11 protein-coding genes are annotated in these 15,187 nt (G+C 71.7%); 5 read left to right on the top strand and 6 right to left on the bottom strand.

Annotated features, from left to right (window positions below; genetic code table 11):
• Positions 1-122 precede the first annotated feature (122 nt).
• The 5 genes from ACW17X_RS09095 (at position 123) to ACW17X_RS09075 (ending at position 5,414) form a co-directional block, all read left to right on the top strand.
• Positions 123-3,041 (top strand): bifunctional [glutamine synthetase] adenylyltransferase/[glutamine synthetase]-adenylyl-L-tyrosine phosphorylase, encoded by a 2,919-nt coding sequence (locus tag ACW17X_RS09095; RefSeq protein WP_492096852.1) that lies wholly within the window; start codon positions 123-125, stop codon positions 3,039-3,041.
• 71 nt (positions 3,042-3,112) lie between these two features.
• On the top strand, positions 3,113-3,841 hold the full coding sequence (locus ACW17X_RS09090) for an EF-hand domain-containing protein (protein WP_492096851.1): 729 nt from the start codon (positions 3,113-3,115) through the stop codon (positions 3,839-3,841).
• Positions 3,842-3,907: 66 nt separating this feature from the next.
• Complete coding sequence (locus ACW17X_RS09085) at positions 3,908-4,480, top strand: RNA polymerase sigma factor (RefSeq protein ID WP_492026442.1); 573 nt, start codon at positions 3,908-3,910, stop codon at positions 4,478-4,480.
• Positions 4,477-4,887 carry a hypothetical protein gene (locus tag ACW17X_RS09080; protein WP_492096850.1) on the top strand — a complete coding sequence of 137 codons (411 nt, stop codon included), beginning with the start codon at positions 4,477-4,479 and terminating at the stop codon, positions 4,885-4,887. Before ACW17X_RS09085 ends, ACW17X_RS09080 begins: the two co-directional genes overlap by 4 nt.
• Positions 4,884-5,414: a periplasmic heavy metal sensor gene (locus ACW17X_RS09075; protein ID WP_492096849.1), complete on the top strand. Its 531-nt coding sequence runs from the start codon at positions 4,884-4,886 to the stop codon at positions 5,412-5,414. The genes ACW17X_RS09080 and ACW17X_RS09075 overlap by 4 nt, the downstream gene beginning before the upstream one ends.
• A gap of 123 nt (positions 5,415-5,537) precedes the next feature.
• On the opposite strand, the gene addA is transcribed toward ACW17X_RS09075, so the two are convergent.
• Genes addA through ACW17X_RS09045 form a run of 6 tightly spaced genes read right to left on the bottom strand, consistent with a single transcriptional unit; the run spans position 5,538 to position 15,149 of the window.
• On the bottom strand, positions 5,538-8,954 hold the full coding sequence (gene addA / locus ACW17X_RS09070) for a double-strand break repair helicase AddA (protein WP_492096848.1): 3,417 nt from the start codon (positions 8,952-8,954) through the stop codon (positions 5,538-5,540).
• Entirely contained in the window at positions 8,951-12,046 is a 3,096-nt protein-coding gene (gene addB / locus ACW17X_RS09065; protein ID WP_492096847.1) for a double-strand break repair protein AddB, read from the bottom strand. Before addB ends, addA begins: the two co-directional genes overlap by 4 nt.
• Complete coding sequence (gene murU, locus ACW17X_RS09060; protein ID WP_492096846.1) at positions 12,043-12,759, bottom strand: N-acetylmuramate alpha-1-phosphate uridylyltransferase MurU; 717 nt, start codon at positions 12,757-12,759, stop codon at positions 12,043-12,045. The genes addB and murU overlap by 4 nt, the downstream gene beginning before the upstream one ends.
• Complete coding sequence (gene amgK / locus ACW17X_RS09055) at positions 12,756-13,853, bottom strand: N-acetylmuramate/N-acetylglucosamine kinase AmgK (protein ID WP_492096845.1); 1,098 nt, start codon at positions 13,851-13,853, stop codon at positions 12,756-12,758. The genes murU and amgK overlap by 4 nt, the downstream gene beginning before the upstream one ends.
• Positions 13,840-14,298, bottom strand: a complete 459-nt coding sequence (gene tsaE, locus ACW17X_RS09050; RefSeq protein WP_492096844.1) for a tRNA (adenosine(37)-N6)-threonylcarbamoyltransferase complex ATPase subunit type 1 TsaE — start codon at positions 14,296-14,298, stop codon at positions 13,840-13,842. Before tsaE ends, amgK begins: the two co-directional genes overlap by 14 nt.
• Positions 14,295-15,149 carry a GNAT family N-acetyltransferase gene (locus ACW17X_RS09045; protein ID WP_492096843.1) on the bottom strand — a complete coding sequence of 285 codons (855 nt, stop codon included), beginning with the start codon at positions 15,147-15,149 and terminating at the stop codon, positions 14,295-14,297. The genes tsaE and ACW17X_RS09045 overlap by 4 nt, the downstream gene beginning before the upstream one ends.
• Positions 15,150-15,187 lie beyond the last annotated feature (38 nt).

The following is a 15,187-nucleotide window of genomic DNA, read 5'->3' as shown; positions in this document are numbered from 1 at the left end:
CGAAAGCCGGGACCCAGTTCTTTGGGCGGTCGGACTTGTGGCGTGTGTCAGGATCGTGGTCCAACGCAGTGCCGAGCGAAAGCACTGGGTCCCGGCTTTCGCCGGGATGAGCGGATAAATTGATGGCCGATACTGAAACCTCCGCGACGATCCCGCTGGGCCAGCGGATCAAGGCCGCAGGCCCCGTCGCCAACCCCGCCGCTGCCGAACGCCTGCTGGAGACCCTGACCGAGGCCGCCGAGGCCGACGGCTGGCGCGACACCCTCGACGCCGCCTGGCCCGCCCTGGCGCCTGTGGCCGGCGCCTCGCCCTATCTCGCCGGCCTGATGCGTCGCCGCCCCGCCCATCTGCGTCGGTTGCTGGAGACCAATCCCACCTCGGGCCTGATCCGCATCCTCGCCGACACCGACGCTCTGGACGCCGAACCCGATGATGTCCGCGCCCCGCTGCGGGTGCTGAAGGCCGATCTGCACCTGCTGACGGCCCTAGCCGATCTGGGCGGGGTCTGGGATCTGGATCAGGTGACGGGCGCGCTGTCCAGCTTCGCCGACGCCGCCTGCCGCGCCGCCCTGCGCGCCGTCGCCATCGAACAACGCGCGCGGGGCCGGCTGATCTCGCCGCCCGACGACTCGCGCGGGCCGATCCCCGGCCTGTTCGGCCTGGCCATGGGCAAACATGGCGCGAACGAGCTGAACTATTCGTCCGACATCGACATCTCGCTCTTCTTCGAGCCGCGCCTGATGGGCCTGGCCCTGCGCGAAGGCGAGGAGATGCAGGACTTCGCCAATCGGGTCGGCAAGGGGATCGCGACCCTGCTGACCGAACGGACGGCCGACGGCTATGTCTTCCGCGTCGATCTGCGGCTGCGGCCCGACCCGTCCTCGACCCCGCCCGTGGTCGCGGGACCGATGGCCCTGGCCTATTACGAGAGCGTCGGCCAGAACTGGGAGCGGGCGGCCTTCATCAAGGCGCGGCCGGTGCTGGGCGACCAGCGCGCCGCCGCCCGGTTCGTCAAGGCCCTGCGGCCCTTCGTCTGGCGCCGCAGCCTCGACTACGCCGCTGTCCTCGACATCCAGGCCATCAAACGCCAGATCCACGTCCACAAGACCGGCGAGGGGCTGCAGGCCGCGGGCGCCAATCTGAAACTGGGTCGGGGCGGCATCCGCGAGATCGAATTCTACGCCCAGACCCAGCAGCTGATCCTGGCCGGCCGCGACCCCGACCTGCGCGCGACGCGGACCCTGGACGCCCTGACGGCCCTGGCCCAGGCCGACCACATCCCCGTCGCCGTCGCTCAGGAGATGTCCGCCGCCTATGTCGAACTGCGCGGCCTGGAGCACCGGGTCCAGATGCTGGACGACGAGCAGACCCACCGCCTGCCCGAGGACGACCAGGCCCGCGCCGCCGTCGCGGCCCTGGCCGGCTGGACCGACCTGGCCGCCTTCGATGCCCATGTCGAGGCCCTGCTGGTCCGGGTCAACACCCGCTACGGTGAACTGTTCGAAGGCGGAGAAGAGCTGGATTCCAGCTATGGCAGCCTGGTCTTCACCGGGGTCGAAAACGACCCCGAGACGCTTGAGACCCTGCGCCGCATGGGGTTTTCCGAGGCGCCGTCGGTCGCCGACACCATCCGCAGCTGGCACCACGGCCGCATCCCCGCGACCCGGACCGAGCGCGGGCGCGAACTGTTCACGCGGCTGGCGCCACGCCTGCTGGAAGCCCTGGCCCGGTCCGGCGCGCCCGACGACGCCTTCCGCCGGTTCGCTGTCTTCTTCTCCGGTCTGGCGGCGGGGGTTCAGGTCCAGGCCCTGTTCCTGAACCAGCCGAAACTGTTCGAGATGGTGCTGGGCGTCATGGCCTTCGCGCCGCGTCTGGCCCGGACCCTGGGGCGTCAGCCGGCGGCCCTGGACGGGGTGCTGGACGCCCGCTTCCTGGCCGACCTGTCGGACGAGACCGGCCTGACCGAACAGATGCTGCGCGAAGCGGATGAGACGGAAGATTTCGAAGGGGCGATGAACGCCGTGCGCCGCCTGCACCGCGAACAGATGTTCCGCATCGGCATCCACGCCCTGACCGGTCGGGCGGGACCCGAAGCGGCCGGCCGCGCCTACGCCGCCCTGGCCGACGCCGCCATGCGCACCCTGTCCCCGGCCGCCCTGGCCGAGACCGAACGGCTGGGCGGCGCCTTCCCCGGCGCGGTGGCGGTGGTGGCCCTGGGCAAGGCCGGGTCGCGCGAGATGACGGCCGGGTCCGACCTGGACCTGATGATCCTGTACGACGCCCCGCCCGAGACGGTGTCCGAAATCAAGGGCTGGACCGCCGACGTCTTCTACGCCCGCTTCACCCAGCGGCTGATCGCCGCCCTGTCGGCCCATACGGCCGAGGGCGGCCTGTACGAGGTGGACATGCGGCTGCGCCCCACCGGGTCCAAGGGGCCGGTCTCGGTGCGGCTGTCCGCCTTCGACGACTATTACGCCGGCGAGGCCGAGACCTGGGAGTTCATGGTCCTGACCCGCGCCCGCGTGGTCTGGGCCAGCGATCCCGTCTTCGGCGACCGGGTCTCGGCGGCGATCGAGGCGGCGCTGCGCCGCCCCCGTCCCGGCGTCGATGTCCCCGCCGATATCCGCAAGATGCGCGCCCTGATGGACCGCGAACGCCGCCCGCACGGCTTCTGGGATCTGAAGCTCTCGCCCGGCGGCCAGGTGGACGCCGAGTTCGCGGCCCAGTACCGCCAGCTCCAGGCCGCCGTGGCGGGCGAGCCCCTGACCCTGTCTACGCTGGAGGCTCTGCACGACGACCCCGTCCTGGCCGAGGCCTGGCGGGTTCAGCAGCGGCTGGCCCATCTGCTGGCCGCCGCCTTCGAAGGCCGGGTCGATCCCGAGGCCGAGCCGGGGGTCTTCCAGCTGCGGCTGGCCGAGGCGGCGGGGGCGCAGGACTTTGCGGCGCTGAAGACCGAACTGACCGAACTGCGGGCGCGGGCGCGCAAGGCCTTCGAACGGGCGGTCCCCGCCGGTCGCGAAGAGGCCCGCGACGGAGATTAGTCGGGGCCGCGTTCAATCTCCTGACAGGGCATGTCGAAGGCCGCGAAAAGCGGCCTCATGGAGATATCGAGATGAGAAAGATCTTTCTGAACAGCCTCAGCGCCGTCGCCTTGGCTGCGGCCATGGGCGCCGTCGCCGGGGCCGCCACAGCCGAGGCTCCGCCTCCGCCGCCGCCGCCGCCGGCTGATGCGCCCCCGCCGCCGAATGACATGGACGGTCCTTTTGAGGACGCTCCGGATCGCACCGCCGACCTGACCCGCGCCGCCTTCGTCGATGCGCGCGTCGCCCGCCTGACCGCCCTGGACGCCAACCGCGACGGCACGGTCAGCGTCGCCGAGCGTGAGGCCGCCATGCAGGCCAAGCGCGCCGAGCGAGCCAATGAACGCTTCGCCAAGCTGGACGCGAACAGCGACGGCGCCATCAGCCGCGCCGAGTTCGACGCCGGCCGTCCCGATCGGGCTGACCGTCCCGAGCGAGCCGACGGCGACGACCGTGGGTCCCGTCGTGAACCTGGCCCGGGCCGCGGCGGCCCTCGCCATGCGATGCGCGGTCCCGGCGGTCCTGAAGGTCCTGAAGGTCCTGGCGGTCCCGGTGGTCGCGAACCCGGCCCGGTGGCGATCGCCGAAGTCGCCGCCAAGCTGGGCGAGCGCTTCGACAAGATGGACACTGACAAGAACGGCGTCGTCACCGCCGAGGAACGTCGCGCCGCCATGCCGGCCCGTCGCGGCGAGCGTCCCGATCACCGCCGCCATCAAGGTCCGGGCCAAGAACCGGCTTCCCCGCCCCCAGCTTCGGAGTAAGAACAGTGTCGGGGTCGGCCTTCGCTTGCGAATCGGTCCCTTTCGTCAGCAGCGGAAGAGGCGGGTTTGGTCGCGATCGTCGACCCCGACGAGGATCTGGTGCGCCGCGTGGGTCAGGGCGACCCGGCGGCCGCGCAGACGCTTGTCGCGCGCAAACTGCCGCGCATCCTGGCCCTGGCCCAACGGATGCTGGGCGATGCGGCCGAGGCCGAGGACGTGGCCCAGGAGACGATGCTGAAGGCCTGGCGTCAGGCGCCGAAATGGACCCCCGGCAAGGCCCGGTTCGACACCTGGCTGCACCGGGTGGCGCTGAACCTCTGCTACGACCGGCTGCGGCGGCGGCGCGAGATCCCTACGGACACGCCGCCCGACCGTCCCGACGAAGGCCCGGCGCCGGATCGGGGTCTGCTGGCGGCCGAGACGGGCGTGCGGGTCGATGCGGCGCTGAAACGCCTGCCGGATCGCCAGCGCGAGGCGCTGGTCCTGTGCCATTATCAGGAGCTGTCCAATATCGAGGCGGCCGCCCTGATGGAGATCAGCGTCGAGGCGCTGGAGAGTTTATTGTCGCGCGGACGCCGCGCACTGCGTCTGGCCCTGGCGGATATAGCCCCAGGGGCGAGTGAAGGAGACGGACGATGAAGGCGGAACGGTTGCACGCCCTGGCGGAGGCTTACGGCGCCGACCTGCGTCGGTGGCCCGCGTCCGAACGCGCCTTCGCCGAGAGCCTGATCGCGGCCGATCCCTCGCTACGGGCTGTGCTGAACCAGGCGGCGGCTCTGGACGCCCTGCTGGACGCCTCGCCCGCCCCGACGCCCTCGGCCGATCTGGCGGCGCGTATTCTGGCCGCCGCCCCGAAGACCAAGGCTCGTCGCTTTCATCTGGACCGGATCGCCCTCTATCTCGGCGCCGGCTGGGCGGCTGCGGCCTGCGCCGGGGTTGTCGCGGGCGTGGGCCTGACCACCCATGTCACGGCCAATGAACGGGCCGATGCGGTCCTGTATCAATCCACCCTGGTCGCGGTGGACGACACGGAGGTTCTGGGATGAGCGGTCGCACCCTGAAGATCGCCCTGGCGGCGTCGGTGGCGCTGAACCTGTTCGCCCTGGGCGCAGGGACGGCCTTTCTGATCAGCCGCGCCAAGGTGGATGAACGGGTCGCCGAACAACGCCGCCCCGGCCGCGAAGGCGGTTTCCCCCAACTCATCAGCCGCCTCAGCCCTGAGGCCCGCCGGGAGGTTCGCACCTCGATGCGCGCTGTCGCCCTGTCGGCCCGCCCGGATTTCGAGGCGGCGCGAGAGGCGCGGCGTCAGGCGGTCGAAGCGGCCCAACAGCCGCAGATGGATCCGGAGCGTGTCCGGGCTCTGCTGGAGCAATCCCGCACGGCCGAGCTGCGCGCCCGCGCCCGCCTCGAGGGCGGGACCATCGCCATGCTCGAAAAACTGGACGTCCGGGACCGAGCGGCCCTGGCCGAGTTGTTGGCCCGCAAGGGACCGGGCGGCGCAGCGCGGGAAGGGCGGGGAGCCGGAAAGTCTCCGCCGCCGCTGCCGCCGTTGGACGCGCCTCCGCCGCCCTGATCTCGCTCCCTCCATTCGTCACTCCTGGGCTCGTCCCGAGTGCAGGGCGGTGAACGCGGCTATGCGTTGAAGGTCGTTGCGGCGGCGGGCCAGAGCTTCGCGTCTTAAGCCCGAGCGACGGGCTTAAGACGCGAGCGCCGCGTCCAGCATCGCCTGCGGGATGGGCATCAGTTTCGGGCCGTCGGTCCAGACCAGCGCGGCCTCGACCGGGCGGTCGGGGTAGAGGCGTTTCAGCACGGCGACATAGACGGCGGCCTGCAAGACATAGGCGGGATCGACCCGGTCCAGGGTGTCGGGGGCGGGGCGGTTGGTCTTGTAGTCGATCACCAGCACCTGGTCGGGCGTGACCACCAGCCGGTCGATGCGGCCGTTGATCGCCACGCTGGACGGGCCAGGCAGGGCGCCGGTAAGGGCCACCTCGGCGCGGGAGCCGGGGCCGAAGACGGGGGCGAAGCGGGCGTCGTCCAGGACTGAGAAGGCGGCGGCGATCATTTCGGCGCGCTGGGCCTCGTCCAGATCGGTCTCGCGCGCCAGCAGACGGCGCGCCGCGTCGGGACGGTCGACGGGGGTGATCTCTGGCAAGCGTTCCAGCAGCCGGTGGATCAGGTCGCCGCGACGGAACCGGCCCAGCGCGGCGCCGCCGGCCGCGCTGCGGGCGAGCGGCGAGGGGGCGGGGATGCGGACCTGGCCCTCCATCCGCGACGGCGAGGCGAAGCGGGCGGCGGCGTCGGGCGGGGGCGGGACTGCGGCCCAGGCGGGCAGGGCGTCGGCGGAGGCGGTCGCGGCGGCCTGCGTCGGGCGATGTTCGGGGTCGAAGCCGAAGCGGCGAACGCCGTTCTCGACCTCGCGCACCTGATCCCCCAGCCGGTCGAAGGTCTCCTCGATCACCGACCACCAACTGCCGGGCTCGGCGCCCCGGCTGGAGGCGCGGCCCATGACGATGACCCGGTCGCGGGCGCGGGTCAGGGCGACATAGAGCAGACGCAGGGTCTCGTCGTCGGTGCGGGCCTGGCGCGCCGCGCGGGCGTCGGCCGAGGCGGGGCAGTCGTCCTTGGCCGAACCGGGCGCCATCAGCCAGGCTTCGCCTTCGCCCTCGGGCGTAACGGCCGGCATCAGGGACGGCCCCTGCGCCTTCGCCTTCATCGTGGTGTCGGGCAGGATGACGATGGGCGCCTCCAGCCCCTTGGCGCCGTGGACGGTCATGACGCGGACCTCGCCGCGCGCCCCCTCCAGTTCGCGTTTCACCTCGACGTCGGCGGCCTCCAGCTGGGCGAGGCAGGTCTCCAGGTCGATCGCGCCGCGGTTCTCGGCCGCCAGGACCTGGTTCAGGGTTTCGTCGACGGCTTCTTCCGCCTCACGGCCCAGCCGGGCCAGGATGCGGGCGCGGCCGGATCGGCCTGTGTCGTCCACCCGGTTCAAGGCCTGAGAGAAGAAGGCGAACGGGTCGCCGCCGCGCGCGGCGATGGCGGCCTGAAGCGCGTCGCGGGCGCGGGTCCACTCGGGGCGTTCGTGGGCCCGGTCGCGCAGGTCGCGCCACAGCTGGCCCGGCTTGCGGTTCTCGCGCCCGGCGAGGGCGTAGAGGCCGTCCTCGTCCACGTCGCACAGGGGGCTGCGCAGCACCTCGGCCAGCGACAGGTCGTCGTCGGGGAAGAGGGCGAACCGGGCCAGGGCGATCAGGTCGTCGAAGACGATATGGCTGGACAGCTTCAGCCGGTCGGCCCCGGCGACGGGGACGCCCTCGGTCTTCAGGGCGCGAATGATCTCTTCGAAGGTGGCGTCGCGGCGGCGGACTAGGACGATGTAGTCGCCGTAGCCGGCGGGGCGGAGCTCGCGGGTGCTGCGGTCGAAGACGGCGAGGCCGCTTTCGACCTGGCGGCGGATTTCGCGGGCTAGGTCGCGGGCCAGGCGTTTGCGGGCGCTGCCGACGCTTTCCTGATCAACCGGATCGTCCCAGGCGTCGGTCTCGGGCGCGGGTTCGTCGAGGAACAGGGGCCACAGGTCGATGGCGCCGTGCTGGCCGATCCGGGCGGGGATATGACGGGCGATGTCGCCTTGCGGGCCGGTCAGGGCGCGGGTGCGGTCGGGATCGGCGAAGACGGCGTCGACAAAGGCCAGCACCTCTTCGGTCGAGCGGTAGGAGGTGTTCAGCTCCGGCCCGCGATACTCAACACCCGCCCCGATAGCCAACTGGCTGTAGACATCCCTTTCTTGGCGCAGCCGTTCTGGCCGGGCCCCCTGGAAGGAGTAGATCGACTGTTTCTCATCGCCGACGGCGAAGACGGTGCGGCCCGATGTCTGGCCTGAGTAGAACTCCCCGGTCAGGGCGCGGACGATGGCCCATTGTTCGGGGGCGGTGTCCTGGGCCTCGTCGATCAGGACGTGATCGACCCCGCCGTCCAGCTTGTACAGCACCCAGGCGGCGGCCCCGCTGCGGGTCAGAAGGGCGGCGGCGCGGGCGACCAGGTCGGGGAAGTCCAGGGCGCCGCGCTGGGCCTTTGCGGCCTCGTAGAAGGCGGCGTGGGCGCGAGCCAGGGTCAGGACCTTGATCGTGTCGTCGGCGATCCGCGCCTTGCGCAAGGCCTCGCGCGTGGCGAGGAATTTGGTCTGGAGGTCCAGCAGCCAGCCGACCGCGCCTTGCGGCGCCGACTTGGTGCCCATGCTCTTTCGCGGCTCGCCCGCCTGGGTGCAGAAGACTCCGGCCAGGGCCGCGAACCCGGCGTAGGGGGGCGCGGCGACGCTCATGGCGTCGGCGATCTTGCGGTCGTTGGTCGAACCGGTCTCCATGGCCTCGGCCATGCGGTTCCATTCGGCGGGGTCGATCCAGGCGATGAAGTCCTGTTCCAGATCCTCGGGACTGCGGCCCGCCTCGGCGCCGGTGAGGGCGTAGGGATCTGGCGCGGTCCCGGCCTCGGCGCGGTCGATATAGTCCAGCAGGTCGGCGCGTTTGGCCTCGATCATCGACAGCAGGGCCTGGAACCTCTGCCAGTCCAACTCGACGGCGAAATGGCTGTAAGCCGAGCCGATGGGGCCGTCCGGGGAGGCGACGGCGGCGCGGGCCAGGTCCTCGCGCGCGGAATGGCTGAGGGCGGTGGCGGCCTGGTCTTCCAGCACGGTGAAGCGGGGCGAGACCCCGGCCTCGAGCGGGAAGCGGCGCAGCAGTTTTTCGCAGAAGGCGTGGATGGTCTGGATCTTCAGCCCGCCGGGCGTCTCCAGCGCGCGGGCGAACAGTTTGCGGGCGCGGGACAGGGCGGCGTGGTCCATCGCCTGCGGGTCGCCGTCGTCCAGCCGGGCCAGTTCGCGCGACAAGGCGGCGTCGTCCAGCACGGCCCAGCCGCCCAGCTGGTCGAACAGCCGGGCCTGCATCTCGGCGGCCGCGGCCTTGGTGTAGGTGACGCACAGGATGGCGCCGGGATCGACCTGATCCAGCAGCAGCCGCGCCACCCGGTTGACCAGGGTGGTGGTCTTGCCCGAACCGGCGTTGGCGGTGACGAAGACGGTCAGGCGCGGGTCTGCCGCGACGATCTGGGGCGACAGGCTCATTCTTCGTCCCCATCGCCGATCACCGACCATTCCCAGACGCGGGCCAGATGGTCGTAGTTGCCGCCCTGGTTGCCCATGAACTGGGGCGCGGCCCAGGAAACATAGGGGGTGTTCTCGTCGTCGAAGCGGGCGATGCGGCGTTTCAGCCCGTCCAGCGCCGCCTGGGCCAGGTCGGCGGCCTCGGCGCCCGAGGCGCGGGTGATGACCTCGCCCGCCGTCTTGCGCCCGACCACGCGGACATAGGTCAGTTCGTCTGGCGTGACCGGGCCGTTGGTGCGTTCGAACCCGCCGTCGGCCAGGATGGCGGCGGTCAGGGTCAGTTGCGGGGCGAAGCCGGACTTGACCTGTTTGGCGGATGGAGCGGCGCCGGTCTTGAAGTCCATCACCGCCGCGCCGTCGGAGGCCAGTTCGATGCGGTCGGCGAAGGCCTTGACGGTGAAGGGGCCGGCGGGGGCGTCGAAGGTCATGGTCCCCTGTTGCTCGACTAGGATGTCGATGCCCCGCGCGCGGCGCCGCCGCTCGAAATCGGTCAGCCAGCGGGCGCAGTTGCGGGCCAGGGGCGCCTCGCGCGCCATGGCCGCATCCTCGAAGCCGCGCGCGCCCAGTTCGCGCAGCAGATGGTCGTGCAGGATGGCTTCGCAGTCGTCGGGCAGGTCGTCGGGCCAGTCCAGGGTCAGCCGTTCGATGGCGGCGTGGACGGCGTTGCCGCGTGCGAGCGCTTCGGCAGAGGCGCCGGGGCGCTCCATCGCCTCCAGCCCCAGCACCCACAGGGCGTAGATGGCGTAGGGATCGCGCACCCAGCGTTCGATGCGGGTGACATAGAGGCTGCGTGGGCGGCGATGCACCGGCGGGCGGGGCTCGGGCCGTTTGGCGAAGCGCGGCGGGCCGGGCGGGGGCGCGTCCAGGGCGCGGGCCCAGTCCAGGACGGTGCGGGGCCGGGGCAGTTCGACCGGGGTTTCGGCGGAATGGGCGCCGCGGGTCAGCATCTCCAGCCGCCAAAGCCAGCGGGACCGCACGGCGGGCTGGCCGCCGCGCCGTTCGCTGTGGACCAGGATCACCTCGTCGGCGCAGGCGGCCTGGACGAAGTCCTGGGCCGTCTGACCCAGGCGGCGTTCGGGCGGGGGCAGGCCCAGGGCCTCGCGCATCGGGCGCGACAGGAAGGGGTCGGTGGGCGCGGCCTGGGGCCAGACGCCTTCCTCCAGCCCGGCCAGGATCATCCGGTCTGCGCGCACCAGCCGCGCCTCGATGGCCCCCAGGATCCGCAGAGATGGATGGGTGGCGCCCCCGGTGCGGACCACGGTCTCGCGCACCAGGGACGTGGTCAACTCGGCCAGGTCGGCCCGGTCGATACGGCCCAGCGATGCCCCGCCCTCGATCAGGCCGGACAGAAGGGCGGCGGCGGCCTCGCCGTCGGGGCCGGCCCAGGCGTCCTGGCCGGCCAGGGTCTCGATCAGGCGCGTCAGGGCAGAGGCGGCGACGTTCAGGTCGGCCCCATTTCGCTCGGTCTGGGGCAAGAAGACGGCGGTCGCGGCTTCGATGGCGGTTTGCAGACGCTCGACAAGGCGGGTGGCGGCCGACAGGCGTTCCCGTTTCCACTCGGGCGGGGCCTTGCCGCGCCGGTCGGGTTCGACCGCCTCGAGCAGGCGACGGCGGATGGCGGCGAAGTCGCGCGGGCGAGGACCGCGCAGGGCGTGTTCCTCCAGGGCGGTGACGGCGGCGGCTTGAGGGGCGTCGCCCAGGTCGAACCGGACCAACGGATGTTTGACGATCGCCAGCAGCAGATGGGGCTGGACCGGATCGGCGATCCAGCGGGCGCACAGATCGACCAGGGCGCCGGCGGGCAGGCGCGACAGGGGGGCGCCGGCCGAGGAATCGGGGATGACGCCCCAGCGTTCCAGCCGGGCGGCGACGCGGCGGCCCAGGGCCTGGTCGGGGGTGACGAGGGCGCAGGTGCGACCCGTTCCATCAGGATTGGGCGTTTCCAGCGTCTCGCGCATCATCAGGGCGATAGCGGCGGCGGCCTCTTCCTCGGCGCGGACGGTGAGCAGGGACAGGCCTTGCAGACCTTCGGCGATGGGGTCGCGGGCCTCGCCCCGCGCGGCGGCGGCCGAGCGGAGATCACGGATGGCGCGGCGCCAGTCGTCGGTGGCCTCGGCGGGGCGCAGGGCCTCGTTGACCAGCCGCTGGCGGGCCAGGCCTTGCGCCGAGGCGGCGGGGGCGACCGGGGGGCGGAACCAGGGGCGGACGGCTTCGCGGGGGACGTCGCAGCGGTCCAGCAGCCGTTTCATCGCGCTCTGCGGATGCTGTTCGTCCAGCCGGTCCCAGACCGCCGCATCCAGATCGAGGTCGAGGCCGGGCAGGACGACGCAGCCCAGCGGCGCCCTGGCCACGGCCTTCAGCACGTCGCCGGCGGCGGGGACGGTGCCGGTCGAACCGGCGGCGATGACAGCCTGGGTCGGGGGCGTGTGGTCCCACAGTTCGGCAAGGCGGCGCAGCAGGGTCGCGCGGCGCCAGGCGGGATCAACCAGGCCCAGTTCGGCGAGGCGTTTGGGCCAGGCGGTGACGGCGAGCCCCAGGAACTCGGCCGACCGTTCCCAGTGTTCGGCCATTTCGCCGTCCACCAGTGTGGCGATCCGTTCGGGGTTCTGGATTTCTTCCAACTGACAGGAATCGAGGAAGCCCCCGAGCGCATCCGCCAGGTCCAGGGCCCGCATCGGCCTCAGGTCGTTGTCGAACTGTTCGACGATCATCCGCGCCATTTCGAACCGGCGGGTCAGGGCGGGGATGGCGGGCGGCAGGTCGAGGCCCAGGGCCCCAGGGGTGAAGGGCGGCTCGTCCTCCTCCAGATCGCCCAATGGCCGGACCTGGGGCAGCAGGATGGGGCGCCCCTGCGAGAGTTTTGACAGGGCGTCGGTGAAGGCGCGGGCGGCGCGGCGGTTGGGCAGCAGGATAGTGGCGTCCGACAGGGTCTCGGGCGGCAGATCGCCCAGCCAGGCCAGGACGCCGGCGGCCAAGTCTTCGAGGAAGGGCCGGTGGGCCGGGACGGCGTACCAGCGGGGGCTGGACGCCGTGAAAGGATCGAACGCGCTCACGCGTCTCCCGCCAGTTTCGCCTCGGCCTGATCCCGCGCCTGGGGATCGCCGACGTGCATCCAGTCGCCGTCCAGAACGCAGCCGTAGAGGCGCCCTTCGGCGGCGGACTTGCGCCACAGGGGGCTGAGGGAGAAGGGGCCGTCGGGGCCGTGGTCGGCATAGCCGGGGCGGGTGATGTGGACGCCCATATAGGCGAAGGGGGCGGAGGGGGCGTCGCCGCGGAAGGTCAGGCGGCCGTCCTCGGCCAGGAAGAAGTCGCCGTCGCCCTCGAAGCCGATGGAGCCCTCGCGGCGGGCCAGCAGCAGGGCGGCGTCCATCGTGTCCGGGTTCCACAGGCGGATTAGATCGGTCAGGGCGTCGCCTCTGTCGATCCAGACGCTGTCGATATTGGCGACGAAGACGGGATCGTCGCCCAGCAGGGGATGAGCCTTCTTCAGCCCGCCGCCGGTCTCCAGCAGTTCGGCGCGTTCGTCGGAGATGATGATCCGTGGACCGCGTCCACGTGCGGCCAGATGGGCCTCCAGCCGGTCGGCGAACCAGTGGACATTGACGACCGCTTGCTCGACTCCCGCGTCCGCCAGTCTGTCCAGCACATGGTCGATCAGGGCGCGGCCGCCGACCTCGACCAGGGCCTTGGGCCGGTCGTCGGTCAGGGGACGCATGCGGGTGCCCAGGCCGGCGGCCAGCACCATTGCGGTCTTGGGAGCGGTCATGCGCGCACCTCGGCAGGGACATGGCGGTCGAACCAGCGGGCGACGGGCGCCAGGGCCGGCTGGTCCAGATTGGCGTTCAGGTGCCGCCACATGCGCGGCAGGAACTCACGATAGCGGGGCTTGCCGTCGCGGGCGATCAGCCGGGCGAAGATGCCGATGATCCGCGCCTCGTTCAGAGCGGCCAGTCCGGCGTAGTCGGCCATGAAGGCGGCGCGGTCGACCTGGGGGCGCAGGGCGAAATAGCGGTCCAGGGCCTCGGCTTCCAGCGCCGGCGACACGTCGCGGCGGGCGTCCTGCAGCAGGGAGTGAAGGTCCCATGACGGGTGGGCGCGGACCGCGTCCTGGAAGTCGATCATGCCGACGCGGGCGGGGCCGTCGCGCTCGGGCAGCCAGATCAGGTTCTCGGCGTGATAGTCGCGGTGGGCCATGACCGAGGCCCCGGCTGCACCCGAGGCGACCAGGGGCGCCCAGGCCTCGCGCCACTCCGCGACGGCGGCGGCGTCGAAGGCGACGCGGTCGTCCAGTCGGGGCAGCCATTCGACGAACAGGTCGGCCCCGCCCTGAAGCGCCGTCTCGTCATAGGTCAGCAGGGGCCAGTCGCCGCCGGGGCCGTGCAGGGTCTGCGGCGGGTTTCCGGCCTCGTGCAGGGCGGCCAGGGCCTCGATGGCGGTCAGATAGAGAGGCGTCTCGTCGGCGCCGTCCTCGATCACCCGGGCGAACAGGGCGTCGCCGAAATCCTCCAGCACCGCCAGGCCGTTCGGGGCGTCCAGGGCCGGGATCTCAGGGGCGGACAGGCCCAGCGCCTTCAGATGGGCGGCCACGGCGGCGAAGGCCTCGATCCGGCCGGCGGACAGGCGGGCGACGGCGTTCCAGCCGGCGGCCTGGCGCTGCTGCGGCGTCCAGGATGGGTCGGCGGGGGGACTTTCAGCGGCGGGCGCCTGGTCCATCAGCATCAGGCTGGCGCCGCCCGGCGTGGTCAGCCGCTCATAGCGCCGCGTCGAGGCGTCGCCGGGCAAGGGGGCGCGCGCGGCCGCAGCCAGGCCGGCGGAGGCCAGGAAGTCGAGGCGAAGCTGTTCGCGGTCAGAAACGGACATGGTCGATCAGGTCTTCCCACCGGCCTGCGCCGGAAACGGTCGCAACACGGCCATCGCCGTGTTCGGAAATTTCGATGACCAGCCGATCCGGCCCCAGGAACCGCTCGGGCGCCTCGCCCAGACGCTCGGGCCATTCGATGATGGCGCAGCCCTCGTCCAGGGCCTCGTCCAGGCCGATCTCGAAGGCCTCTTCCGGCCGGGTCAGGCGATAGAGGTCGAAATGGGCGACGGGCGGGTCGCTCTCGTAGAACTGAACCAGGGTGAAGGTCGGGCTGGGCACGTCCTCGTCCGGCGTGGTCAGGACTCGGATCAGGCCGCGCGCCAGGGTCGACTTGCCCATGCCCAGCGGCCCGTACAGCAGCAGGCTGTCGCCCGCCGCCAGAAGGGGCGCAATGACCTGGCCCAGACGGGTGGTGGCCTCGGCGTCGGGGAGTTCGATCTTCATGGGAACACCGCGTCGGGATCGGCGGCCAGGGTGCGTTCTGTGAAATGTTTCAGGGCCACGGTGGCTTTTACGGCGTCCACGTCCAGCCGCTCGGGCGGGATGGGCTGACCGACCCCCACGCCGAAGGGCTTGCCCGCCTTGTTCAGCAGTTCGTGGAACAGGGTGACGTCGCGCAGTTCCTGCGAGACCTTGTCGAACAGGTGGAACAGCCGACTGTAGGGGCCGGTTAAGTGCATGGGAATGACCGGGGCGGCGTATTTGCGCGCTAGGGAGGCGGCGGTGGGCGCCCATTCGGGATCGGTCAGGACGCCGTTCTTCTCGCGGGCCAGACGGCCGGCGGGGAACATGACGACGCAGCGTTCGGCCTCGAAGGCGTCCCTGGCCGCGTTCAGGGTGGCGCGGGTCTTTTCGCGGGTGCGTTTGTCGTGGACCCATTCGACCGGGATGACCGTCTCGGCCAGTCGCGGCGAGACGCGCAGGGCGTCGGCGTTGGCGAAGAAGATGGCGTCCGGGCGGCGTTGGCGGACGGCGTCATAGACCGCGACCCCATCGGCGATGCCGGTGGGGTGATTGGCGACCACGACGCACCGGCCGGTCGCGGGTAGACGGTCCAGATGGGCGGTAGAGACCTTCAGGCTGAGCAGGTCCGAGACGTGGTCCAGGGTTTCAGCGCCCGACAGGTTCTGGATGGCGTCGGCCATCCGCACAGCCGCCCTGTAGTTCAGCATGGAATACAGGGCCGGCCGCACAACCGGCCAGAAGCGAGAGGCGGTCAGACGCGGGGCGCGCTCGGCGATGAGGTCATCGACGATATGGGGCGAACGACGAACGGGAAGGGGGGCGGAATTCATGGACGACCGCTTGTCGCCGGTTCGGGGAAAGGGAGCAA

The organism is Brevundimonas sp. FV1ye4L (assembly GCF_058681255.1).
The sequence above is the reverse complement of the archived record's forward strand: the minus strand, read 5'-3'. Positions and strand labels throughout refer to the sequence as shown.

Excerpts from the sequence above, each read along its gene's own strand:
- addA (WP_492096848.1), bottom strand. The coding sequence starts at position 8,954 with ATGAGCCTGTCGCCCCAGATCGTCGCGGCAGACCCGCGCCTGACCGTC.
- ACW17X_RS09045 (WP_492096843.1), bottom strand. The coding sequence starts at position 15,149 with ATGAATTCCGCCCCCCTTCCCGTTCGTCGTTCGCCCCATATCGTCGAT.
- ACW17X_RS09090 (WP_492096851.1), top strand. The coding sequence starts at position 3,113 with ATGAGAAAGATCTTTCTGAACAGCCTCAGCGCCGTCGCCTTGGCTGCG.
- murU (WP_492096846.1), bottom strand. The coding sequence starts at position 12,759 with ATGACCGCTCCCAAGACCGCAATGGTGCTGGCCGCCGGCCTGGGCACC.
- amgK (WP_492096845.1), bottom strand. The coding sequence starts at position 13,853 with ATGTCCGTTTCTGACCGCGAACAGCTTCGCCTCGACTTCCTGGCCTCC.
- tsaE (WP_492096844.1), bottom strand. The coding sequence starts at position 14,298 with ATGAAGATCGAACTCCCCGACGCCGAGGCCACCACCCGTCTGGGCCAG.
- ACW17X_RS09095 (WP_492096852.1), top strand. The coding sequence starts at position 123 with ATGGCCGATACTGAAACCTCCGCGACGATCCCGCTGGGCCAGCGGATC.
- ACW17X_RS09075 (WP_492096849.1), top strand. The coding sequence starts at position 4,884 with ATGAGCGGTCGCACCCTGAAGATCGCCCTGGCGGCGTCGGTGGCGCTG.
- ACW17X_RS09080 (WP_492096850.1), top strand. The coding sequence starts at position 4,477 with ATGAAGGCGGAACGGTTGCACGCCCTGGCGGAGGCTTACGGCGCCGAC.